The organism is Alteromonas sp. KUL49 (assembly GCF_006538345.1).
Taxonomy (GTDB): Bacteria; Pseudomonadota; Gammaproteobacteria; order Enterobacterales; family Alteromonadaceae; genus Alteromonas.
The window spans coordinates 17,921-41,533 of record NZ_BJKL01000018.1 but is presented as its reverse complement, the minus strand read 5'-3'; the positions used below and the strand labels follow the sequence as shown (position 1 = coordinate 41,533).

Sequence of the window (23,613 nt, the reverse complement as noted above, 5' to 3'; positions counted from 1 at the left end):
AAATTGTTAACCAGTTTATTCCTGGCAGCCATAGCGATACGGTACCACCTGACTCCATTCCGAACTCAGAAGTGAAACGTATTAGCGCCGATGGTAGTGTGGGGCTTCCCCATGTGAGAGTAGGACACTGCCAGGTCCTCATTAAAGAAACCCGCCTTATGGCGGGTTTTTTGCTTTGTGCATTTCATAAATTCCAACCTGCTTCTATAACCAAAATTGCTTGTTTTATATTCTTTAATTAATAAAAATTATATTTAAAACAGACTTAAGCGGGACTTTACACTGTCCATACATGATACGGTTATACCGCAAATTAAGTATTCTCAAAGTAGCAGTATAGGGAAGGTGTATCTAATGAGTGATTATTGGTCTGACTATTGGAAAGCGGGTCATCTGAGTTCATTTGCGCAATCGAATCAAGATAACTATTCAGGCGAAATCGCTTCATTTTGGCAAGAGTTTCTGCGCAATCATAACCTTCCTCACTGTAATATTGTTGATATTGGTTCCGGTAACGGGGCGCTAATTGATTTAGCGTTAAACAACTTCAAGTACAGCCAACCAAACTATATAGGCGTTGATACTGCCAAATTGAGTATTCCTAAACACCTGTCTCAAGAAAACGTGCGTTTCCACCAGAATACACGAGCAGAGTCTCTACCATTTGATAGCAGCACCATAGATGTTGCTATTTCGCAATTTGGTTTTGAATATACCAACATGGATAAAGCACTCAAAGAGCTTTCGCGTAGTGTGAAGTCAGGTGGAGAGGTTTGCTTTGTAATGCATCATAAAGACTCGGTGATTGTTAAGCCCAATGCTCTAATTCGCAAAGCGGTAGACGAGGTAATGATTAAGAACGGCCCCTTCGATGTAATGTCTATGTTCGTCAACGCTATTCACAAGTTTGGTAAGAATAACCCTACTGCTGAAAAATATCGCCATTCTCTGAACTCGCAAATTCAACAGTTATCTCGTGCTAACAAATTTGGCTTATACGGCACTGGGTTTCCAGATTTACTCAAAGATACAATGTCTTCTTCATCAATCGACTTTAAATCTCGTAAAAGCAAACTCAAAAGTTTCCGAAGCGAAATGAAAACTCTTGCACAACGACTCGATAACTTACTTTCAGTCGCATTAGACAATGATCGAATGGACAGTTTGTCTGTGTCGATGTCTGAATTAGGTTTCACCAATGTTACTCATAGTCGATTACACCATGGAGATGAGTTGCTAGGTGTGTCAATAAAAGCAAACTTGGCCTAAGTAATTAGGTTTAATTCCTGTTTTTTTCACTATTCTTAATCTTCCGAAAGGATAAAAACTCAATTAAATCAATGGTCTGAATCGTAAGGTTGTCGGAAGGATAAACTTGCGGCGCTCGAGTAATCTTTGTTGCATCAATTACTAAATAGGGTAGTAGAGGATGTACTCACAAATGATTAATAAAGCACCAATAAGCCCAGACGGACAACCATTGTTTAATTATTATCAAGATTGCTCTCTCGCAAGAATGATTAATTTTCTAAATGAAGCGGTATTAGTAATTAACAAAGAGGGCCGTATTGAAATAGTCAATTCATTGGCCGCAACTTTACTTGGCGTCGATCGCGAGTTCCCAATAACGCAAAACCTTTCTGCATTCGTAAATGATGCCTCAGGCAGTGCCTCAGCTTTCATTAAAACATGTTTGAGTGGCGATAAGCATGAACCGTTAAGTTCACCACCAGTTGAAATGAGTTTGCGAAGAGATGATGGTTCACTTGTAAGTGTAGAAATGTCTATATCCACATTACCAGCAGAACTGACCTTTACCGACACACTGTACATTTGTATCTTGCATGACCTAACACTTCACAAAGCCGAGTACGGTAGTTTAAAACGCAAAGCCAATACTGATTTTTTAACAGGCTTAGCCAACCGACACCACTTTGCAGATTATTTAGGACAGCAGTGGGACAAGTGTGAGCGTGAAAATCTTCCTATTAGCGTAATTTTTATCGATATCGACCATTTCAAAAACTTTAACGATCAGTTCGGTCATATAGCAGGTGACAGGTGTCTCAAGCGTATTGGTGAAACTATATCACTCAGTTTACCCAACAGAGATACCCTTGCAGCGCGATATGGCGGTGAAGAATTTGCACTGGTTTTACCTAACTGCACGGCGCAAACTGCACAACTATTGGCAATACGAATCAAACGCCATATATCACAGCTCAGCACCCGCCAATTTATGGCAGAACAAGCCAGTCAGTTAACAGTAAGTATGGGCGTTGCCACGCATATTGATGGACGTTATCTGTCGAGTGAGGGTTTGGTGAACGCTGCTGATACCTTGTTGTATCAAGCTAAGTCACAAGGTCGAGACCAGATTTGTTATTTGTAGAGAGAACCTGAGAACAGTAGTCTGATTGAGTAACAACTAATTTATCAGATTTATTGCCGTCTAATAGAAACGCCCATTTAATGGGCGTTTACTATGAGTATTAGTTACCAGCAGGGCGATTCTTAACCTGAGGATCTGGGCTAATATATACTTTGTCTTTGGGAACAGTAACAAGCTTTAACGAAATATCCTCTTCATCTGCGTTTGAATCAATAATTGTAAGAGCTTGCCCATCTTTAGATATATTAACACTGAGGTCGTGACCAGGGTCTCCTGCTATTACAGGGGAAATAAACTGTAAATCAGAACTGTCTGGCCTTAATGTGTATGTAATAATCGTATTTGCGATAGTAACAACAACTGCGTCTGTAGTCGGATTACCTTGTGAATCGTAAATAGTATAAGTAACAGGGTTTGTTGTTGTGTCGACGGATACCGTAAAGTTAATAGTCGGTGCTGTCATCGTAGTACTCCTTTTTGTACTGGCTTGGGAAACTTCATGGGTGAATATTCATAACTTCTAGCTTGTTAAAGATTGCCTTAGCTTCCTCCAAACTACCGAGGCATGTTTTTGCAATATAAGCTGCAACGAGAAATTTGGGCTTCGAACTTACCTGCATAAGGTTTTCAGTTACCGCTTCGAGGGCATGGCAATTATTTTCTGAATAATTTTGGTTATTCTGACTCAGGTTTATTTTTATCCTGTGATATGCCACTAGTATATCTGCATTGGTTAAGATGTATTCAGGAGTGAGGCTTTCTGTACTAGTTGTAAAATTGTTCTCTATTTCAAACAGTAAGGTATCACTGTATCGAAATTCGCCTTTATGCTGAAAATAGTCAGCAAGGATTAGTTTCGCCTTTTCAGCGCCTTTTATCAAAAGCAGCTCTTCCATCAATCGTATATCATTAATTTGATGTGCTGTTGTCTCGTTTATATGTATGGAGTTTCTCAAAATCATTGAATTTGTATACATTAAGTCACGTCTCCAGTAAGCATTTTCTGGATCTTGTTGTAGCGCACGATAAATGTAGTTTTTGGCCGCTTTCAGATTGGAGATCGCGATTTCAGGCTTATTCATGACTTCATTTAGTTCAGCTAAGTTTTGATAAATATATACGAGAGTTTCAATTACTTCGGCGTTTCCTTGGTTACTTAATAATTGCTTCTCTAGTTGTTCTTTCGCTTGGTCTAAATATGAATTAGCTTCGCTCATTTGTCCTCTGTGTTCGAGAGTTGAAGCTATCCAGGATAGTGTATCAGCGGTGTAACTATTAACTTGACTCATATTTGACTCAAGCGCATTATGCTGGAGTTTGAGAGTAAGGGATTTATTGAAGTGATTAAGTGCTGAGTCCCATTCGAATGTTTTGTAGTCTATGCTTCCTAACGAGCTGTATGCATACGATAGTTCCAGAAGTGCAATAGGGTTACCGGGAAAGGCGCTTAATAGCTGTTTGCTTAACTCTACGTATTGATCAAACTTTGCTCTCGATTCAACATACATCCTTTGATCCAATGAAATCTGCCCCAACCAAAACGCATTCGCTCCCGCTGCCTTTAACAATTCAAAATGTTCAGGTTGCTCTGCAAGTAGTTCGTTAAGTCGAATTTCAGCTTCTTCATAAGTGGCTTTCGCGGTTGCTTCATCGTCGCGGTAATACCGAACTTCTGCTACTGCTTGTAATGAGAGTGCGTGTTGAAAGCGAAGCTCAAAGCTTGCAGGGGGGAGCTTGGGGGTAAATAGCCCGTCGCTACTTTGTTCCTGAGATTGTGTAACATAAGTGAGTGCTTGCTCACTTATGCCTTCCAATAGGTCCATTCGCTTGACGCTTCTTAACTTGTCAGCGAAATCGCCAATCATAAAGCCCATTAAGTTTTCTGCTTCAACCCGCTTGCGCTCTGCCAGCATTTCAGACTGCTGGCTGCGATAGGTGCTAGCTAAGGACACCACAGTAAGGAAGGCGAGTGCAGATACAGTGATTCTTTTTATCCAACGAATTTTATTTACGTTTCGTTGTGAGGCTTTGATATAGAGACGTTCGTCGTCTGTCAGTGTGTATCGGTATGTGCTCAGCAACGATTCGGCGTCGGAAAGTGGCTTTCCTTCAGATAACAAGAATGCTTTGTTTTTGTTGTCGTTTAGCCATTGGGTAGTCTGGTTGGTAAGTCGGTTTCTGATAACGAGTGCCGATTGGTGTTGTGCTAACCATTCACTCACGCGAGACCAGCGTCTTAACACCGCCTCATGGGCCACTCTAAAACACGGTATGTCCTGATGAAGTTGAGAAACAAATAGCCGTTGCTCGACCATTTCTTCAACAAACTGCTTCTCTTCTTCGCTTTTAAGTTCGCTCCACTGTGCTGTGCGGCTGGCTAAGTTCTTACCCTCATCAGCCATGGATACCACCAGTGGTAATACGGCGTTTATCGCCTGTTTTACGTTTTCAGCAAGCCCTTGGTAAATACTTTCTGCTTTGTGCCCAATAGCGCCCTCAATACCGCCAAGTTCCTTGTAGGCTCCTTGTAGCAATACGTTGTCTTTTCGTTGAAGATATAGCTCTTGAAGGGTGTATTGTAGCAGCGGCAGGCAGTCTGGCTGGGTTGCTGCATCAGTGAGTATGATATCGTCGAGTGCGGCACCTGACTCCGTGTCTTCTTCCCATTTAAGCCCTGCGGCTACGCTGGGTAGGCGGATCATTTGGCTTAATTCTGCGGCGCTGGGCGGCAGCAAATCAAAATGTGCTCCTCTGTCTTTGCCTCGCATTAGCACCGGGTAGTCTGCCACTAATGGATAAAAGTCGTTTCTGCACGCCAGTATGATCAAGCAGGTATTGCTATTAGAGAGCACTTCTAGAATATCGAATACTTTGGCCTTGTCGGCAAAAGACGTTTTTTGACACGACAAATAAGCTTCTAGCCTGTCTAAAACCAAAACGAAGCAAGTGTGTGCTGCGGTATCCGAAAGAGCAGTCAATGCGTTTTGTATATGGGTAGCAACTTCTTCTGGAGCAGTTAACAACCACCTAGCAAGTTTGTCGGTACTGTACCCGTCAAACAAAGGAGTGTCGTTTACATCCCAATCAAGCATATAGGCAGCAATTTCATTCAACACTTGCGATGATGCGACATCGGCAAAATCGATACTGGCGTAATTTAATCCGTGAACACCATTGGCACCTTTGTCGCTAAGTAATCTGGGCAGCAAACCCGCATGTATTAACGAGCTTTTACCTGAGCCGCTAGGGCCGATAATTAAAGTGAATGGACGCTTTCTACTAAATTGATCAGAGAGCCTAGTAAGCAGTTGACGAACGGCAGCGTTCCTACCATAAAAAATACGACTTTCATCGGCTGAAAACGCGGAAAGTCCAGGGAAGGGAGATTGACCTTCCCAATCGGTATTAGCCGCTTTTGATTGGTCATCATCAATAAACTGAACATCGGCAATAACCCGATATCCTCGTTTTCTGATGGTTTCTATGTAGATTGGCGCACTGGCTTTGTCGTCGAGTGCTTTTCGTAGTTGGGTAATGGTTTTGTGGATAGGGTTATCGCCAACCACAGATTCAGGCCAGCACTGGGCAACAATGTCGTCAGCACTTACTACATCACCAGTTTGCTGGCAAAGCAGTAGCAGCACGTCCATAGCTTTGGGTTCAACAGTACGCTTTGTCTTTCCCAATTGAAGAGTGTTTGAACTTGGCTCTACGAGCCAATCGCCCAAATAAAACTGCTGATTAATCATTCATATCCTTGCCTTTACGGGCACATTTAGTGATGAACTTCGGCATAGTTCCCGAAAATAAGCTAACTTAAATTTGAGGGTGGGTAAATGCTTTAACAGCATCAAAGTTAATTATTTGTGTAAATAGTTTTATATTTATCATGTGTTTATAAAAAAATTAATTTTGTTGAAAGGGATTTGATGTGCCCAAGGTCTTTATTGATACGCATGTATGATGCATGCCACTATCAACAATAAGTCATGAGGAAATATCGATGAAACAAGTTAAAAAGTCAGCTGTTGCTACCGCGTTAGGTGCTGTTGTTCTTGGGTCTTTGGCATCTACTGCAGTAGTTGCTGATGATGATTTATTTGGCATGCAGTCATTAGAATCTGGCTACGAGCAGTTCGCACAAGAAGGCCAATGTGGTGAAGGCAAGTGCGGCGAAGGTAAATGTGGCGAAGGCAAAGAAGAAGAAGGTAAGTGCGGCGAAGGCAAATGTGGTGAAGGTGAAGCTCACGCTGCTGAAGACGGCGCTGCTGCAGCTGAAGGCAAGTGTGGTGAAGGCAAATGCGGCGAAGGTAAAGAAGAAGAAGGTAAATGTGGCGAAGGTAAGTGCGGCGGTTAATCGTTACGCGTACACAATGACACAGCTAGAAAGGGGCTGTTGCAGATACAGTCCACTTTCTTAGCCTTTGCTTAAATAAATGGGTAGTAACTAAATGAAGAATATTCACGGTGCAGGTTTAGGGCTTCGAAGAGAGATGTTGAAATCCTTACTTCCTACATTACCTAAAGAGGTAGATTTTTGGGAAGTAGCGCCAGAAAATTGGATCCCATTTGGTGGTAAGTTTGAGGAAAGATTTGAGCAATGCGTTTCTCAGGCCCCTTTTTCTACTCACGGGTTGTCATTGTCTATTGGCAGCTTAGACAAGCTCGACGTGGAGTTTGTCAAATCAGTAAAAACATTCCTAGATAAGCACAATATTACACTTTATAGCGAACACTTGAGTTACTGTTCTGGCAACGGTCATATGTATGATTTGATGCCTATTCCCTTCACCGAAGGTGCAGTAAAGCATGTATCTGAGCGAATAAAGCAAGTACAAGATATACTTGAAAGGCCGTTGGTCTTAGAAAATGTGTCTTATTATATTAGCCCGTCGAAAGAACTTACCGAATTAGAGTTTACTAACGCGGTGTTAAACGAATCTAACTGTTTAATGCTACTCGACGTAAACAACGTGTACGTTAATAGCATTAACCACAAATACGATCCTAGCGCGTTTATCAAAGGGTTACCGTCTGAAAAAATTGTTTATGGTCATATTGCTGGCCATTACAACGAGGCGCCCGACCTTAAAGTGGACACTCACGGCACTAGTGTTATTGAGCCTGTATGGGCACTGTTAGAAGAAGCTTATTTTACTCACGGTGTGTTTCCCACATTGCTTGAGCGTGATTTCAACATTCCAGATATCAAAGAGTTGCTGGAAGAAGTTGAACAGATCAAAGCGATCCAGCGCAGAGTTTCTTCCCAAATGGTGAGTGGAGCGTTAGCGTGATCGACAATCATATTGAACTCCAAGAGGCTTTTGCTCGCGATATACGAGATCCCTCTTCGGCTGAATATCAAAACGAAGACATTCAGCGCCGTATGGCGATATATCAGTCTTTGTTCTTCAACAATATTGAAAGCTTTTTAGCGTCGGCTTTTCCCATTGCCAAAAAGTTACTGCCCGAAAAGCAGTGGACCCAATTGGCGCGAGATTTTTTCATTCATCACAGCTGCAAAAGCCCGTACTTTGCTGATATCAGTAAAGCCTTTGTAGAGTACCTGTCTGCATCGCCCAAAATCGTGGAGCTCCTCCCCGAATTTTTCAGTGAATTGGTGCACTACGAATGGTTAGAGCTTGATATCAGTATTCGCAAGGGTAAAGCAGTTAACGAAGGCAGCGAAGGAACTCTGGTGTTTTCTCCGCTGGCGTCGTTGGTGTCATATGCGTATCCGGTACATATGATAGGTGAAGAATTTCAGCCTACTGAACCTTCCGCGCAGCGACACTTTTACGTGGTGTATCGCAACAGCAGTCACGAAGTAAACTTTGTTACGGTGACCCCAATTTCGGCCATTATGCTGGATACCATAGAGCAATGTGATGAGGGCATTACGGCTGAGGCGTTAGTAGAAGCCTTGACTGAAAAGCTTCCTCAAGTATCTCGCGACGCTATTGCTAAGGGTGTAGAAAATACAATAAGTACCATGCTTGAAAGCGAAATACTGATTAAATCAGAATAGTCTTGTACACAATGCCGCTTTAAAAATACGCAATGTGACCGTTTTTATCGCGCATTATTGCTATAAACGCTGTCTTTCCGGCCGTCTTTCGATTACCATTTAGCACCATTTTTATTAATAAATTTTGCTAAGGTTGTACACATGGCTGACAATTCAGATTTCAAAGAAGTCTATAATAAATGGTACTTTCTTGCCTCACTAGTAACGCTATTGGCCTTCCCACTGATGCACATCATCTGTGGTTGGTTCACGTTCTGGTTATAACACGTTTTTCTTAAGGCTAGATCGTGACCGCCGAATATATAAAATCAGTTGTAAAAACCGTACCCGACTATCCTAAGCCGGGTATTTTGTTTAGAGACGTTACCAGCGTTTTAGAAGATCACAAAGCGTTCAGCAGCTCTATCTCATTATTACTTGAGCGATATCAAGGAATGGGATTTGATAAGGTTGCCGGAACCGAAGCCCGTGGTTTCCTTTTTGGAGCGCCTCTGGCCATTGAAATGGGTATCGGATTTGTACCTGTTCGCAAGCCAAATAAATTGCCACGTGAAGTTGTAAGCGAAACTTACGACTTAGAATACGGCACAGATACATTAGAAATTCACAAAGACGCCATTAAGCCCGGTGACAAAGTATTGTTGATTGATGACTTACTTGCCACAGGTGGCACTATTGATGCGTCTGCAAAGCTGATCAGAAGCTTGGGCGGTGAAGTAGAACACGCCGGTTTTATCATTGGCTTACCAGACTTAGGCGGTTATGAAAAACTGTCTGAGGCAGGCATTTCAAGCTACACCATTTGTGAATTCGAAGGCGAATAGGGAGCCTTTTACCTACGATGAGTTATCAAGTTTTAGCACGGAAATGGCGCCCCGGTAAATTCAGCGAATTAGTGGGGCAAGAACACGTTGTGTCTGCCATTTCTAATGCCCTTGATAATGACCGATTACACCACGCATACCTGTTTACCGGTACTCGTGGTGTTGGTAAAACCACCATCGCGAGAATATTCTCAAAAAGTCTAAACTGTGATGAAGGCCAAGGGGCTAACCCCTGCGGTAAGTGCAGTACGTGTGTTGAAATAGAGCAGGGGCGCTATGTCGATTTACTCGAAATAGATGCGGCGTCTCGCACTAAGGTTGAAGACACCCGAGAACTTCTTGATAACGTACAGTACAAACCGACTCGCGGGCGCTACAAGGTTTATCTTATCGATGAAGTGCACATGCTGTCAAAGCACAGCTTTAATGCACTGTTAAAAACCTTAGAAGAGCCGCCGCCACACGTTAAGTTTTTACTGGCAACCACCGACCCGCAAAAACTGCCCATTACGATTTTGTCTCGCTGCTTGCAGTTCAATCTAAAAGCGTTATCTCGCGAGCAAATTTCAGGGCAGCTTACTCACATTCTGGGTCAAGAGTCCATCAGCTTTGAAGCGCCAGCGCTTACGCTGTTAGCACGCGCTGCACAGGGCAGTATGCGTGATGCCCTAAGCTTGACCGACCAAGCGATTGCCCAAGGTGGTAATCAGGTAACAGCGTCGGTGGTAACCGATATGCTTGGGTTAATGGACAAAAACGTTCTGCTCAAGCTGCTTCACAGTGTGGTAAGTAAAACACCCGCCGAAGTCATGGCATTGGTAGAGGCATTAGCCGAACAAGCGCCAGATTACGACCAAGTGTTTGCTGAACTCAATGGCTTATTGCATCAGATCGCTCTGACCCAGTGGGTGCCAGAGGCGTGCAAACTAGAAACAACCTTTGCAAAAGCCATATATCAGTTGGCTAAATCTATTCCTGCAGAGCAAGTTCAGTTGTTGTATCAAATAGTACTGCAAGGCAGAAAAGATTTACCCTTGGCCGCCGATGGTCGCAGTGCGTTAGAAATGACACTGCTGCGAATGATGACCTTTGCGCCCAAAACACCATTGGCCGATATTGACGACGTGATTTCATCACAAGCTCCTACGGGGAGCGGTAATGTACCTATTGCAAGCGCGTCGGCAGCGCCAGTACAAAGTGCAGAAGCTGTGTCAGTTACAGAATCACCAGTAACCGAGCGAGCAACTACAGAGCCATCAGTTGAAGAGCCAGTAACTGAAACAAGTGTGGAAGAAGCTCCTGTTGTTCCACAAGAGGCACCAGCAGCGGAACAAGCTTCAGCACAAGTTAATGAAACTACTGAGCAACCTACTACTGAGGTTGTACAAGAAGCTACAGTGGCTGAACAAGCTGAACCTGCAAGTGAACCGCAAAACGGTTTTATGGGTGAAGAATTTCCACCTGTAGAGCAAATGGAGCCGTATCCACCGGTTGAAAACTATCATCACGACGATATGCTTCCGCCTGAAAGCGAGCCTTACATTCCAGAACACCAGAACGTAACTGCACCGCAAAATCAACTTTCAGAAGAGCAGCAGTTAACCTCAACCTCTGAAATGCTCGCATTGCGTCAACGCATGAAGCAGCGGCGAGAGGAGGAGCCTGAAGCCGCAGTAAAAAAGTCTAGTGACGATACACCGTCGTTAGCTGCACTCAAAAGACCACAGCCAGAGCAAGACCAAAGCGCCAATGAGCCTTTGGATGCTGCGCCCATAGCTCAAGAATTCAAAGCTGAGCAATCACCGGCTCCGCAACCACAAGCGCCTCAGCCCCAAATGGTTGAGCCAGAGCCTGCGTTACAATCAGCGTCGCCAGTGGACGATACACCACCGTGGGAATCAAGTGCACCTCAATTCCAAGAGGAAGCACACACTTCAGCGCCCGAGCCAATCTCTCAAGAGTCAGCGCCTCAAGAAGCACCATTTAATCATCAAGAAAATCAGAACCTTGAAGTAACGTATAACGGCGACTTAAAAGCGTATCTTGATGATGGCAGTAAGTTGGTTCATGCTAGTCAAATCGACCAATGGAGTAACTTGGTTGAGCAATTACCGCTGGCTGGATTACTCAAGCAACTCGTATTAAATGCTACTTTTTCAAGAGAAGGTGACCAGGTGTCACTTGAAATTGACCAAAGTCAGTCGCACTTAATAAATGATAGTGCAAAACAGCAAGTGGTAGATGCATTGCATCACGCGCTAGGTGAAGGCGTAAGTGTTTCTATGTCGTTGGGTAACCCCGATAAAACACCGCTTCAATTACAACAAGATATTCAAGTTATGCGTTTAGACCACGCCAAAAACGTGGTTCAAACGGATGATCAAATTCAAACGCTACTGGCTAGCTTCGACGCCTCTGTGGTCGAAGCCTCAATTAAGCCAAGGTAGCATTATTCACACCAAAACAAAGGCGAGAAAATATGTTTAAAGGTGGCATGGGCAACATTATGAAACAGGCCCAGCAAATGCAAGATCGCATGCAAAAAGTTCAAGACGATTTAGCAAAGCTGGAAGTCACAGGTGAAGCAGGCGCAGGCATGGTAAAAGTTACCATGACGTGTAACCACAATGTACGTCGCGTAGACATCGACGATTCACTCATGGACGACGACAAAGACATGGTTGAAGACTTAGTCGCAGCAGCGTTCAACGACGCCGTGCGCCGCGTGCAAGAAACTAGCAAAGAAAAAATGGGCGAAGTTACTGGCGGAATGCCACTTCCTCCAGGTTTTAAAATGCCGTTTTAGACATAAACCCCTTACTTTATATGGGGTGTAGAAGTCTACGTTTTTGTTAGTCACTATTGGGCATGAGTTATATAATAAAAAGTCCAGATTTTAGATCTGGACTTTTGAGTCTTAGAATAAGGATATTTGGTTAGTAGGTTTGTCAAAGCTAGCATGCCAAAACTCCCATGTAATTTGGCTTATCATCTCTATTCCATTTTCCGTAAATTTGCGAAATCATGTTAAGTGGGGAGTGGCCTTGTTGTTCTGCGAGCCAAGTTAATTTCGCGCTAATTATTAAGAGGCAATTTGATTTTTTGGACCGCCAGATTTCCCAATTGTGTTAGCCTAAAATCATTGAGGGCTCTACCTAGGCAAGCGAGTGTGGGTATTTAACCAAGTAGTCGCGAGCTTTCTCAGTCCCAAAATTAATCCTGACCTTATATAGGAATCTGCATAGGAAACTATGTAGGTTGCTTTCTAGCCTTTTAAGTTATCAATGCTAATATTTACTTGAAACTGGATATATAAACAGTATCATGGGTGTTATGTCACATAACATAAATTAATATCATGAGCATTGGTACAAGCGGACGTCTCGTCATTGAGATAGATCCTGAGTTAAAGCAGGAAATTTACACAAAATTAAAGTCAAACGGTATGACTTTGAAAGAGTGGTTTTTACTACAGTCGAAAGAGTTGCTTAACGACAATAAGAAAAATAAAGACAATGAAGTTAATAGCTAATAAAACAGCCTTTGGTAGGCATGAAACATTTTTTTGTCGCTTAGGATGGCTTACTAAAGGTTTCTGGAAAGCAAATGAATTCTCTCAGAATAGCGACTTAGACTTTTTCCGCCAAGAGGAGGCGGTTGTCTCTTTGGGTGCTGGTAAGAACATGGTTTCTTCTATTAAGTATTGGTTACAAGCGACCAAGCTTTTTGAGTCAACTAAAGAAGGTCTGAAGCCTACAGAGCTTGGTACTTGTTTAATGGGTACCGAAAAAGAAGAAGGTTGGGACGCTTATCTAGAGGATAAAAATACGTTATGGCTAATACATTGGTTAGTTGCATCTAATGCGGAACTGGCAACAACTCCATTTTGGTTTTTCAATTTTTACCATAAGTCCAATTTCACTCAAGAAGAACTGAAGACAGCAATTTCTGACTTTGCAAAAGAAAACATAGACACCAAAATCTCAACTGCAACGCTAAAAAATGACGTTAGCGTGCTAACTCGTATGTATGCAAAAAGTCAATTGGATAAGAAAACTGCAATTGAAGATACTCTTGATTCACCACTTGTTGAGTTGAATCTAATTCAAAGTAAACTAAACAAAGAGTTCTCTTCACAAATAAAACATAGAGATATATCTCCATATATTATTGGTTTTGCCTTATGTGAGTTATTTAACTTTAAATCAGCTACCAGTTTGTCTGTTGAAGAGTTAGTTTACAGCAGAGAGTTAAGTGTCGCTATTGGTGCCGTTTTCAGGTTACCTGAAAATAGTGCTCTAGCGCATATCGAGCGAGCTATTGATTCAATTCCTGGAAATTTTGAAATTCGAGAAACTGCGGGTGTACACCAAGTGTATAAAGTAAATGAACTCAACAGTCTTGATTATCTCAGAGCGTACTATGAAGGAGATAAATAGATGACCCTTCATAGTAAAATTAGTGTTAACAGCCTATATACTCGTTCTATTAACTTAGAGCGAGATTCTGATAATGAGAAATTAATATCGTCGTATATTCCAACTGCAAGAGCAAAAAGCTTATACGAGAGAATAACAAGCGTACTAAATAATGAACTCGCCCCAAGAGCATACTCTCTGATTGGGCCGTACGGTTCAGGAAAGTCGTCTTTCAGTGTTTTTCTCTCTCATCTGCTCAGTAACTCAGATTCTGATGAGTTTAAGCTATCGCACGAGGTTTTAGAGTCGAATAATATTGAGCATGGGAAAATAATTAAACAACATGTTGAAGGCTCAGATGGATATATTCAGGTTCTAATTTCAGGCTCCCCAGAGCCTCTATCTAAGCGAATTCTGTCGGGGCTTCATAATGCGGTAAGTGTCTATTGGTCATCAAGAAAAGGCCCTAAGCCTAAATTTATTAAAGAGCTTAAAGAAGCAATATCTAGTAATCTCACTGGAAAAGACGTCTCCGACTTTTTCGCTCAAACTCAAGCAGAGTTAAACAAGCTTACAACTCGAAAACCTAGGGGTATTTTGCTTGTAATTGACGAGCTAGGCAAGTTTCTAGAGTACGAAGCAAGACACTACGGCGCAAACGATATATTTACGCTTCAGACTTTAGCGGAGCAAGCATGTGAAGCAAGCGAGTGTACATTTTTAATATTTGTTATGCTGCACCAGTCTTTTGAACAATACTCGAAAGGTCTTGGTGAAAGCTTAAAAAATGAGTGGGCTAAGGTTCAAGGTCGGTACGAAGAGGTTCCATTTTTGGAGTCAGCTGAACAAACATTAAAAGTCGTAGCTAATGCTATTGCTCACGATTTTGATCAAGAAGAATCAAAACATGTAGAGGCTAATGTTGAAAAAGTGACATCAGCACTTAACACTGAAAAAGCTCTTCCTAGTGTTCTTCAATTAGAAGATGCGTCTGCACTGTTTAATGGTTGTTACCCACTTCATCCGATAACGTCGTTGCTGTTGCCATATTTGTGTCAAAAACTAGCTCAGAATGAGAGAACCTTATTTAGTTTCCTGGGAAGTAAAGAAGAATTCGGGTTTGAAGATTCAGTTAAGAAACTGGTTGGAATTGGAGACTTCATTGATCCTGATATTGTATTTGACTATTTTATCACAAATCAAGCATCTGTTATTTCCGACAACACGACTCATCGACGATGGGCTGAAGTTATTTCCGCATTAGAGCGCCTTGGTAATAATGCGCCCGTTTCAGCAATTAAGTTGTTAAAGCTAATTGGCTTGTTCAACATCATTGGTAGTAAAGGGCAATTTAAGCCGTCAGAAAAATTACTTAAAACGATTTACTCTGATGAATCTCAGTATAAACAAGATATTTCTTTGCTAGTTTCAAAATCAATACTTACATATAGAGCATTTAATGATGAATATCGTGTGTGGCAAGGTAGTGACTTCGACTTAGAAGACGAAGTTCAAAATCAGTTAAGTATGTTAGGAAACTTCTCGTTAGCTGAACAGTTAAATGAAGCTGAAATACTTGAGCCTATTGTAGCCAAGAAATACACCATAACTAATGGAGCGATAAGATACTATCTTCCAGAGTTTACTGATGCTACACAGTTTAACTGCACTATTAAACGGGAAACGAGTGCACCTAAAATCATATTCTTTTTGTCTTTCGGTCAAGATGATGAAACTTTGTTTCTTAACAAACTTGTAAAGCAAGTTGGCAAGAAAAACATAGCTGTTTTAGCTCGCAACTCTTCGCAACTAAAAGATGCTTTTGCTGAGATATTTGCATTGAAACGAATTGAAGAATCTTCGCAAGCATTAAAAGAAGATCCTGTAGCAAAGAAAGAGTTCTCTGAACGTTATGCTGCTGCAATACAGTTAGGTCACAACTTGGCAAAGTCATGTATTACACAGCCTGAACTTGCTGACTGGTACTTTGATGGATTTAAACTAGAAGTTCAATCAAGCCGGAAATTGCAGTCTGTACTGTCTGATGTAATGGATAGCCTTTATAAAAAGGCACCTAGTTTTCACAATGAGTTGATAAACAAAGACAAACCATCTAGCCAAGCTGCGGCTGGCAGAAAACAGTTGATTAACAGACTGATACATAACGCATCAGAAGAAATGCTTGGCTTTTCAAGTGATAAATTTCCACCAGAAAAATCAATGTACCTATCACTTATTTTAGAACACGGTCTTCACAAACAGATAAAAGGAAAGTGGGTATTATCTGAACCTAATAAGACATCATCTTTAGTGCCTGTTTGGACACGTTTAGATAAGTTCGCGTCTTCTGCTGAAGATTCAGCACGCTCATTTGTTGATATATCAGAAGAGTTAAAATCGGCACCTTACGGCGTTAAAGAAGGGGTTCTACCAATAGTCTATCTAGTTTACTATTTGGTTAAACAAAATGAACTTGCATGGTTTGAAGAAGGGAAATTTCAACCATCTTTAACCATAGAAGCAGCAGAGCGCTTCCTCAAAGTGCCTCATTTATTCTCGGTTCAGAGCTTTAAAATTGAAGGTTTAAAAGCTAGCTTGTTTAGCAGTTATAAATCAGCTTTATTTGGTGATAAAGCTGATTTAAAAGAGCGAACAGTGATAGATATAGCAAGACCTTTAGCAAAGTTTATTGCTGACTTAGAAGAATATACGCGCCATACCACTTCACCAACATTGAGCACAAAAGCTAAAAAGTTATCCAAAGTTTTTGAGACAAGTAAGTCTCCGCATAAACTTCTGTTCAATCAATTGCCCAAAGCACTCGGTTTTAATGAAGACGTAATTGAAAATGGTGATGAAAAAATATTATCTAGCTTTTCTGAGGTATTAACTGAAACGTTACGAGAGTTGAAATATCACTACAAAGAGATGCTCTACGAACAGCTTAGGCTAATTGCTACGGCATTTTCCTTTGATAGTTTGACCGAAATTTCTGATATTCGAGAAAGTATACGTGGCAGTTTTTTAGGACTTGATGGTTACTCTGTTGATACTGACGGAACAAAGGCGTTTATAGCACGCTTAACTAACAAGGAAGGTAGTGATTATCAATGGCTTGAAAATATACTCACATTTTTAGCTTCTAAACCACCTCATAAATGGTACGATAAGGATAGAAGTCAAGCTGATTATAAGCTTGCGGGGTTTAAGCAAAAGTTATTGGATATCAAGCACTTTGCTGAAGAAGAACGAGACCAAAACCTTGGTGACTTTGAAGTTGTTATGTTAAAGAGCATTAAGAAAGGGAAAGCGCAGAAGCATAAGATGATAGCAATATCTGACTCACAAAAAGAAGCTGCGGATGATTTAAAAAGTCAAATTGAGCAACTTTTTGAGAACGCAGATCCAAACTTAGTGCTTACAGCCTTGGCTGATATCGTCGATGACAGATTAGAAGAACAAAAGTAGAGCAGCCACTTATTATGAAGAACGATTTTACAATCAAAGAAGCATTAGCAGACAAAAGCTCAAGACATATTCTTGGCTTGTCCGGTGGTAAGGATAGTGCTGCTTTAGCGATTCACATTAAACATAACTACCCAGACATTCATGAAAAAATAGAATACTTTTTCTCTGATACTGGTGCTGAACTAGATGAAGTACATGAGTTTTTGGAAATTTTAGAATCATACTTGGGTAAAGAAATTGTTCGTATTGGTAGTGAAAAGCCATTTGAACACTGGTTAAAAGTAAATAACGACTACTTACCATCACCCAGACAACGTTGGTGTACGGTGAAACTTAAACTGCAACCATTCGAGCAGTTCGTTGGCGATGATCCTGTGATTAGTTATATAGGTATTAGGGCTGATGAGCACCGAGATGGGTATATTAGCTCTAAGCCAACGATAAAAGCTGTGTTTCCTTTTAAAGAAGATGAACTGGTAAGAGCTGATATTTATCAGCTTTTAGAAGAAACAGTTGGAGTGCCCAAATATTATGAATGGCGCTCACGCTCTGGTTGTTTTTTTTGTTTCTTCCAAAGAAGAGATGAATGGCTAGGGCTAAAACGAAGACACCCGGATTTATTTGCAAAAGCTAAAGAGATTGAGAAAAAATCAGGTAATGGCTACACATGGGTTCAAGGTATGACCTTGGATGAGGTGGTTGAATTAGCAGAGAAGAAAGAAAAAGAAAAAGGGATCATATTCACTAACAAAACAACGGACCGCGAAAAGTGGCAAACTGTTTTAGAAAATATGGAAGAGGATGATCCTGAAGATCAAGCGTGTTTAATTTGTAGTTTATAAAAAGGAAGTTATGAAGTCAAAATCTATTACCGTAGTCTGTATTTTATTGACTGCTATAGTTTTGTCCGTATTCGGGTATGGTGTAAGTAGAGTTGGTATACCCGAACATTTAAACGAAATCGGAGATTCAATTGCTGGTATTGCAGGAGCGCTTGCTTTTATTTGGTTGGCAGGAGGGCTTTTCATTCAGCAATCTGAGCTGGCCTTGACTAGAGAGGAATATCAAAAGCTAAGAGAAAATTCAGATTTAGAACAAGAGCTTGCTGTCACTAAATTATATACAACCGGACTGGAACATAATATTAAAGTATTCAGTGAAGTTTTTGATGTTATGAAACAAGATATTGATGAATTCAAACAGTCTAGTGAAAACATCCCAACATATTACAAGATTTCTTATTTTGTGACTTTTGCATTTCGATAGATACGCAAAATACAAGTGCCACCTATAAAAAAGTGCAAAGCCACGCTTCAATTTATAGTTCCGCATTAAGAAAATATTACAATATTTTTAATCAGCTTGAAGGCTATGTTGAAACATCATCGCAAAAAGAAGTTTTGGAAAGTAGTATTCTAAAAAATGCAATGTATTCAGATATTTTTGAGGCGATAAAAAAGGGCAAAGCTAACTCTAATATCTTAAAAGCAGCTTTTAACTAAAGGACTACATATGGAAAGTTGGGAAACAATTTCTTTCAAAGGTGAAACACCTATCCAATTTATTTTGGAAACGATACCTGAAGCTCCTGCAATATATAGCTTCACTCTCAATTTGAGAATGGAAGAAAAGTATTATCAGCCTGATTCATATGGCAGTATTGAGCTGTGGGCTGATAGTGTATGTAGTGAACTAGAACGAATACTAAATTTACCTCATGGTATGCAATTGAATAGCACTTTAGGTGCTTTTGAAAGCGTTGGCATAAGGTATGGAATGAATTTCCCATTCAGCTACATCAAGCCTATAAACTTTGTAAAGCTTCAAACTGAAAACCCTAGTTTTATCAAATTTTTAAAAGCATTTATTGGAAAGCTAAGTAATTTCTCGTCGGCTATGTACGTCGGCGAATCACATGACCTAAATAAGCGCGTTAAGCAGCATTTGAACGCAGACTCAGATCTGACTCGAAGGTTATCGTCTGAAGGGATTGATTATAAGGATTTGAATTTAAATTATATCCTTTTAGATGACCTTGAGATTTCTTATTCAGAATTAATGGAAGAAGAAGACATAACTCAAGAATCTACAAGTCTAATGGCGTTTTTTAATGCTGGAAATGTCAGTACCTCAGAAAATCCAGAAAAAAGCTAAAATTACATTTATTAGAAGAATTAATTACACGTTACAGCAAGCCTAGATTTATCGGAAAAATAGGCGGCCATATTATAGATGGAGAAGAATAAAATGAGCGAATTTATTGAAGAAGAGGGACTGGACGCAGCTTATAAATATACGCCAACTAAGGCTGTACTTAAAGGTGATTTTGCATTATCAAATTACAGTGTTCCATACTTTCAAGCAAATCTTACTTTAGAAGAAGTGCATAGGCACTTAAAATTGGTTGAGGATATGCCTTCGGATCAAAGACATAAGTGGTCATTAGAAGAGCTTTTTCAAAGAGACATTAATTGGCCCAGAGTTGAAGAAGATATAGTAGTTAATTATCTGAAAAGAAAAGAGAAGCGTTCGTTCTTTAATGCGCTAACTGTCGCATTGTTGCCAGTGTCTGCAACAGGAAAATTGGAAAGTTCTTATCAAGACTTAGCATATGATCCGCCAGCGGAAGCACCCTATAACAAAGAAAATTATGAAAAGGTTCGCGTTGGTGGTGTTCAAGTAGCATTTCAAGCTAAAAGCACATCGAATATCCAATATTTGAGGTGGGATGAAGAAAAAGTTTTTGCCGCAACTATTGATGGACAGCATAGATTAGCAGCGCTAAAAAAGTTTGTCGAGACCTCTAGCTTAACCGTAGCTCAACGAGATACAAGGATTCCTGTTATTTTCTTGGTACTAGATAAACGAGTTGGGTTCGATATGCCTGATGTAGTAGGTAATACAGACGATAATCCTTTGTTATCAGTAGTTAGAGAAGTGTTTGTAGATTTAAATAAACACGCTAAGTTGGTGTCCAATGCTAGGCAGATCTTGCTTGATGATCAAGATTTAGAGTCTATCTGTACTCGTAATTTACTTTGTAAGAAAACTCGTGAGGAATCCCCTTTAAGATTGCCATTGGGGCTAGTAAATTGGAATGATGACTCGGTAAAGTTTGACACTGGTTCTCATTTTACTTCCGTTAGTGTTTTGCACTTGGTTATAAAGGACCTGCTTAATATAAAGTATCCAGAAGACCCTCTTGACGAGGATTTTGTGCTCAAGTTTATCAATAGTGTCGAAGACTCACTGTTTTTATCTTCATTTATAAAAAATGGAGAAGGTGAATATGCCGACGTATACAGAGGGAAATTGAGCCTTAAGGATTATTGCTTACCAAAAGTTATTGAAGATGAAGAGCCAATTAAGATATTGCCGTATGAATATTCGTTGGCTGCGGTAGATTCATTTAATAAAAACTATCGCCCACTAATATATGGAGTTTTTGCTGGTTTCTCTCCTTATAGGGCATTTTGGGACTTATCTAAGGAGGTTGGAGGTGTAGATGGCGATTTGGCTTTCTATAACAGCTTAAGTCCATCAGCTCAAAAAACACTAAAAACAACATCTTGGTCTGAGGATGAATTAAAAAAGAAAGTAGAGTTACCAGAGGCTCAATTGAACTCCTTTAAGAGTAAGAAGTGGGCTTTCATGGTTGTTTGGCAGAAAGCTTTTTTAAAAAGCTACTGTATTTGCATTTCATCAGCGAAAGGCCATTTTAGGAGAACAGCTAGATCAAGAACAATTTTTAGAAAAGTGGCTTACTTTTGCAAACCAGTTCGAAAAGCAAGGAATATTTGATACAAACATACTACTTGATGAAGTGTCCTCAGAAGAGGGAGAACTGTGGGAAGGGATTAGTAAAAACCCAGTTTCAAAAACTATTAAATACTCAAATAGTGCAGTAAAGAAAATCTATGAGCTTCTAATTTTGTATTGGTATAGATACAACTCAGAAGTCGATACATCTGAAGAATATATTGAAAGAATTATGGATAAATCTGCTAATAAATCTCTTCCTGGTAGTCAAAAGATGCTTTTGTCTTTTACTGAATGGACTTAAATCAGTAGCCATGCAGAGAAAATCGTTAAAGAATGAGAAAATGATTGCTGACTATTGTAGTACAAGAATGCTATTAATTTTAGATAAACCAAACTATAAGATTGACCTTGATTGAATGTAAAGGTCTTTGTTTTTAAGTGGAGGGGCTTGATAAGCCCCTCCATATTCAAAAGTATCAAAATCTAGGTCTCTCAAGCGTACTTTTACTCTTTTTTAAAAGCAATGGTTCGCCTTTTGAAAAGTCATCATATTTCATAAATGAAACTTTTCCTGAACCGAAATGGACCTTTATCAAATCGAATTCATCAATATCTCCAAGCAATTGTGCGGCGCAACCTACATAAGCTCGTAACTCTGGAGTCACTTGACCTAAATAGTCATTATGAAAAATGAATGAATGATTTTCGAGTATTTCTCCGCATCCAATTCTTTCTTTGCTAACTAAAGACGTTTCTTCTATTAGCTCTGTTGACGCTAGAGAAAACAACATTTCAGTTGCAAGCTCAATCGCTTGATTATATGACCTAAAAAATGCTTTCAGATCGCGCTTAAGTCTATCAGGCATATGGCTATGTGCTTTACGTTTCTCAAATAACCCTAATGAAAAGTAAACAAGCAAGTCTTCTTTTCTTAGTCGCCTAGACAGTTTTAATTCTTCTTCACCAAATAGCGTAGTTAATCCATCTAATGCTTTCTTATGTGAACCTAAAACTCTTCGAATTTGCTCAGTTTGTTCAAATTCGTCGTTAGCTGGGCATCGGCCAAGATCTAAGGTTAATTCCCAAAAAGCATCAAAAAGCTCTTTGTGCTTTTTATATTTAACTTCGTCGAATTCATTTGAAATTGCTTTGGGGGCCTTTATTAATTTATGCTGCCATTCCCTCTTGTAAGATTGCCTTTTTTAATAAAAACTCTTGAGTATCGTCTTCATCTTTAAATACGATAAAAATGCCTTGTCCTAGAGCGAATGCTTGTTCAGCTAGACTGTTTTCTATGAAGTGTTTTAACTCTGATTGGGAGTAATACTTTTGAAACGTATTTTTGGATGTAACTATTCCATCTTTATATGGAGTGAATTGCTTAATTAAGGATTCACCACCAAGCATGGCGGAAACAACCAGTGCTTTTTGAGCTAATGAAAATGCTTTTGTTAAAGTATCAATCCGCTCTTGTTTATCTTCTATGACGTTGATAACAAAACCCAAGTTTACGATATCAGACTCTACGATATTACCTTCAGGGTGGTAAATGGGATCAAAGGAGTTAACATCTAATCCATGAGCTTCAAGCTCACGAACATCATCACCTTTACCACATCCATAATCAAATATAGAAAACTCCCCATCTAAATATCCGTGTTTAGCCAACAACTGCATAGGAGCTGAGAGTTTGTTGCGCTCAATAGCTGTTAGGTGTCGTTGAACATCGATGCATTCTGAGGTTTCAATATTGGGTTTAGCCTCACCTAAAAGTCTGCCTGTGTCATCTAGGCTTAAACCTTTTGTTCTTATGATTTTCAACCAGTTCTGTTGAAAGCCAATGCTTCTTGTATTTTCAAAAAGCCCCGCAGCTTCGCCTTCTTCAGTGATTTCTTTAAAAAGTGCTAACAACGGATAGTCAGCTTTAACAAAGGTTTCCTTTCGGTGCAGAATTGGCGGGTTTTTAGAATTTTGATAACTTGTCGTTCGTACAGATAATTTCTCTAAATCAATATTCGTACTCTGCACTAACGCTGGGTATGCGTAGGAATCAAAATCAGGATAATTGAGTAGTGCAACTCGAAAGTCACGTTTCATTAACTTAATAATGTTCCAACTACCATCTTTAATCTTAAGCCCTGTAAGTATTCGACCAATCAAAATTGACAGCTCTTTAGGCAAAGCGTCGATCGCGGAAATATGAACGTACATAGAGTCAGGCAACGACTTTCCAACAACTACATTGGCAACTAGTGATTTATATTCTTTAAAGTCCATTAACTAGAACAATCCTATTCTGAAGGGATCAAATAGAAATATGCGTTACCGACTTTCTTGAACTTTAATTTCCCGGCTAATCGCTGGTGCATTAATTGGCAATCACTGATTGACAGTGCTTTTTTAGTGTCTTGGCTATTAAGCCATGAGGTATACTCGGTAGTGCCTATTAATATATACTATGTACAAGCAGTTGTTTAGTTCTCAGTATACGACTATAACTTGATATAGTTTGTTTGAAAATCAGAAGTGGAGTAACGGGGAGTGCTCAGCGTATAAAAATGATTCATTAAGAGTCACCAGTACGCTTAACTCTTGACAGTATAGACCTCCGTTTAGGTAGATATGTTAGTGGAGTCAAGGCCGAAAGTGCTTTCAAAGTCATCAGATGCTAGCGCAAGCAACAAGTTCTAAAACTTTTTGACGTCTTCGCTAAACCTAATT

At 40.1% G+C, this 23,613-nt stretch carries 19 protein-coding genes and 1 rRNA gene; 16 read left to right on the top strand and 4 right to left on the bottom strand.

The window, feature by feature from the left end; translation table 11 throughout:
- Positions 1–20: 20 nt before the first annotated feature.
- From rrf to EYS00_RS19720, 3 genes are all read left to right on the top strand, one after another.
- Positions 21–136, top strand: a 5S ribosomal RNA gene (rrf, locus tag EYS00_RS19730).
- Between the two features lie 218 nt (positions 137–354).
- Positions 355–1,269, top strand: coding sequence for a class I SAM-dependent methyltransferase (locus tag EYS00_RS19725; RefSeq protein WP_130639631.1), 915 nt, complete (start codon positions 355–357; stop codon positions 1,267–1,269).
- A 172-nt stretch (positions 1,270–1,441) separates the two neighbouring features.
- Complete coding sequence (locus EYS00_RS19720; RefSeq protein WP_242618849.1) at positions 1,442–2,392, top strand: diguanylate cyclase domain-containing protein; 951 nt, start codon at positions 1,442–1,444, stop codon at positions 2,390–2,392.
- 100 nt (positions 2,393–2,492) lie between these two features.
- Here EYS00_RS19720 and EYS00_RS19715 read toward each other — a convergent pair whose 3' ends face one another.
- Both EYS00_RS19715 and EYS00_RS19710 read right to left on the bottom strand, forming a co-directional pair.
- Positions 2,493–2,855: a DP-EP family protein gene (locus EYS00_RS19715; protein WP_130639629.1), complete on the bottom strand. Its 363-nt coding sequence runs from the start codon at positions 2,853–2,855 to the stop codon at positions 2,493–2,495.
- Positions 2,856–2,889: 34 nt separating this feature from the next.
- Complete coding sequence (locus tag EYS00_RS19710; RefSeq protein WP_130639628.1) at positions 2,890–6,141, bottom strand: winged helix-turn-helix domain-containing protein; 3,252 nt, start codon at positions 6,139–6,141, stop codon at positions 2,890–2,892.
- 254 nt (positions 6,142–6,395) lie between these two features.
- On the opposite strand from EYS00_RS19710, the gene EYS00_RS19705 reads away from it, so the two are divergent.
- The 13 genes from EYS00_RS19705 (at position 6,396) to EYS00_RS19650 (ending at position 20,931) form a co-directional block, all read left to right on the top strand.
- Entirely contained in the window at positions 6,396–6,749 is a 354-nt protein-coding gene (locus EYS00_RS19705) for a hypothetical protein (protein WP_130639627.1), read from the top strand.
- 94 nt (positions 6,750–6,843) lie between these two features.
- Positions 6,844–7,686, top strand: a complete 843-nt coding sequence (locus EYS00_RS19700; protein WP_130639626.1) for a DUF692 domain-containing protein — start codon at positions 6,844–6,846, stop codon at positions 7,684–7,686.
- The gene (locus EYS00_RS19695; RefSeq protein WP_130639625.1) at positions 7,683–8,420 is read left to right on the top strand and encodes a DUF2063 domain-containing protein; all 738 of its coding nucleotides are present in this window, start codon (positions 7,683–7,685) and stop codon (positions 8,418–8,420) included. Before EYS00_RS19700 ends, EYS00_RS19695 begins: the two co-directional genes overlap by 4 nt.
- Positions 8,421–8,561: 141 nt before the next feature.
- Positions 8,562–8,684 carry a hypothetical protein gene (locus EYS00_RS21120; protein WP_258313044.1) on the top strand — a complete coding sequence of 41 codons (123 nt, stop codon included), beginning with the start codon at positions 8,562–8,564 and terminating at the stop codon, positions 8,682–8,684.
- 23 nt (positions 8,685–8,707) lie between these two features.
- The gene (apt, locus tag EYS00_RS19690) at positions 8,708–9,244 is read left to right on the top strand and encodes an adenine phosphoribosyltransferase (RefSeq protein ID WP_130639624.1); all 537 of its coding nucleotides are present in this window, start codon (positions 8,708–8,710) and stop codon (positions 9,242–9,244) included.
- Positions 9,245–9,261: 17 nt separating this feature from the next.
- On the top strand, positions 9,262–11,691 hold the full coding sequence (gene dnaX, locus EYS00_RS19685) for a DNA polymerase III subunit gamma/tau (protein WP_130639623.1): 2,430 nt from the start codon (positions 9,262–9,264) through the stop codon (positions 11,689–11,691).
- A gap of 32 nt (positions 11,692–11,723) precedes the next feature.
- Complete coding sequence (locus tag EYS00_RS19680) at positions 11,724–12,050, top strand: YbaB/EbfC family nucleoid-associated protein (protein WP_130639622.1); 327 nt, start codon at positions 11,724–11,726, stop codon at positions 12,048–12,050.
- Positions 12,051–12,759: 709 nt separating this feature from the next.
- Positions 12,760–13,683: a DUF4007 family protein gene (locus tag EYS00_RS19675; RefSeq protein ID WP_130639621.1), complete on the top strand. Its 924-nt coding sequence runs from the start codon at positions 12,760–12,762 to the stop codon at positions 13,681–13,683.
- Positions 13,684–17,130 (top strand): hypothetical protein, encoded by a 3,447-nt coding sequence (locus EYS00_RS19670; RefSeq protein ID WP_130639620.1) that lies wholly within the window; start codon positions 13,684–13,686, stop codon positions 17,128–17,130.
- Between the two features lie 14 nt (positions 17,131–17,144).
- Complete coding sequence (locus tag EYS00_RS19665) at positions 17,145–17,972, top strand: phosphoadenosine phosphosulfate reductase family protein (protein ID WP_130639619.1); 828 nt, start codon at positions 17,145–17,147, stop codon at positions 17,970–17,972.
- A 10-nt stretch (positions 17,973–17,982) separates the two neighbouring features.
- A complete protein-coding gene (locus tag EYS00_RS19660; RefSeq protein WP_130639618.1) occupies positions 17,983–18,396 on the top strand; it encodes a hypothetical protein in 414 nt (137 codons plus the stop codon).
- Between the two features lie 246 nt (positions 18,397–18,642).
- The gene (locus EYS00_RS19655; RefSeq protein WP_130639617.1) at positions 18,643–19,284 is read left to right on the top strand and encodes a hypothetical protein; all 642 of its coding nucleotides are present in this window, start codon (positions 18,643–18,645) and stop codon (positions 19,282–19,284) included.
- 93 nt (positions 19,285–19,377) lie between these two features.
- On the top strand, positions 19,378–20,931 hold the full coding sequence (locus tag EYS00_RS19650; protein WP_165399441.1) for a DGQHR domain-containing protein: 1,554 nt from the start codon (positions 19,378–19,380) through the stop codon (positions 20,929–20,931).
- Positions 20,932–21,368: 437 nt separating this feature from the next.
- Here the strand turns inward: EYS00_RS19650 and EYS00_RS20730 are convergent, their stop codons facing one another.
- Both EYS00_RS20730 and EYS00_RS20725 read right to left on the bottom strand, forming a co-directional pair.
- Positions 21,369–22,037, bottom strand: coding sequence for a DNA phosphorothioation-associated putative methyltransferase (locus EYS00_RS20730; protein ID WP_258313045.1), 669 nt, complete (start codon positions 22,035–22,037; stop codon positions 21,369–21,371).
- 22 nt (positions 22,038–22,059) lie between these two features.
- Positions 22,060–23,169 (bottom strand): DNA phosphorothioation-associated putative methyltransferase, encoded by a 1,110-nt coding sequence (locus EYS00_RS20725; RefSeq protein ID WP_207301736.1) that lies wholly within the window; start codon positions 23,167–23,169, stop codon positions 22,060–22,062.
- Positions 23,170–23,613 lie beyond the last annotated feature (444 nt).

Bases quoted from the DNA above. Each gene is read 5' to 3' on its own strand.
- EYS00_RS19725 (WP_130639631.1), top strand. From the start codon at position 355: ATGAGTGATTATTGGTCTGACTATTGGAAAGCGGGTCATCTGAGTTCA.
- EYS00_RS19720 (WP_242618849.1), top strand. From the start codon at position 1,442: ATGATTAATAAAGCACCAATAAGCCCAGACGGACAACCATTGTTTAAT.
- EYS00_RS19715 (WP_130639629.1), bottom strand. From the start codon at position 2,855: ATGACAGCACCGACTATTAACTTTACGGTATCCGTCGACACAACAACA.
- EYS00_RS19710 (WP_130639628.1), bottom strand. From the start codon at position 6,141: ATGATTAATCAGCAGTTTTATTTGGGCGATTGGCTCGTAGAGCCAAGT.
- EYS00_RS19705 (WP_130639627.1), top strand. From the start codon at position 6,396: ATGAAACAAGTTAAAAAGTCAGCTGTTGCTACCGCGTTAGGTGCTGTT.
- EYS00_RS19700 (WP_130639626.1), top strand. From the start codon at position 6,844: ATGAAGAATATTCACGGTGCAGGTTTAGGGCTTCGAAGAGAGATGTTG.
- EYS00_RS21120 (WP_258313044.1), top strand. From the start codon at position 8,562: ATGGCTGACAATTCAGATTTCAAAGAAGTCTATAATAAATGGTACTTT.
- dnaX (WP_130639623.1), top strand. From the start codon at position 9,262: ATGAGTTATCAAGTTTTAGCACGGAAATGGCGCCCCGGTAAATTCAGC.
- EYS00_RS19680 (WP_130639622.1), top strand. From the start codon at position 11,724: ATGTTTAAAGGTGGCATGGGCAACATTATGAAACAGGCCCAGCAAATG.
- EYS00_RS19675 (WP_130639621.1), top strand. From the start codon at position 12,760: ATGAAGTTAATAGCTAATAAAACAGCCTTTGGTAGGCATGAAACATTT.
- EYS00_RS19670 (WP_130639620.1), top strand. From the start codon at position 13,684: ATGACCCTTCATAGTAAAATTAGTGTTAACAGCCTATATACTCGTTCT.
- EYS00_RS19665 (WP_130639619.1), top strand. From the start codon at position 17,145: ATGAAGAACGATTTTACAATCAAAGAAGCATTAGCAGACAAAAGCTCA.
- EYS00_RS19660 (WP_130639618.1), top strand. From the start codon at position 17,983: ATGAAGTCAAAATCTATTACCGTAGTCTGTATTTTATTGACTGCTATA.
- EYS00_RS19655 (WP_130639617.1), top strand. From the start codon at position 18,643: ATGGAAAGTTGGGAAACAATTTCTTTCAAAGGTGAAACACCTATCCAA.
- EYS00_RS19650 (WP_165399441.1), top strand. From the start codon at position 19,378: ATGAGCGAATTTATTGAAGAAGAGGGACTGGACGCAGCTTATAAATAT.
- EYS00_RS20725 (WP_207301736.1), bottom strand. From the start codon at position 23,169: ATGGACTTTAAAGAATATAAATCACTAGTTGCCAATGTAGTTGTTGGA.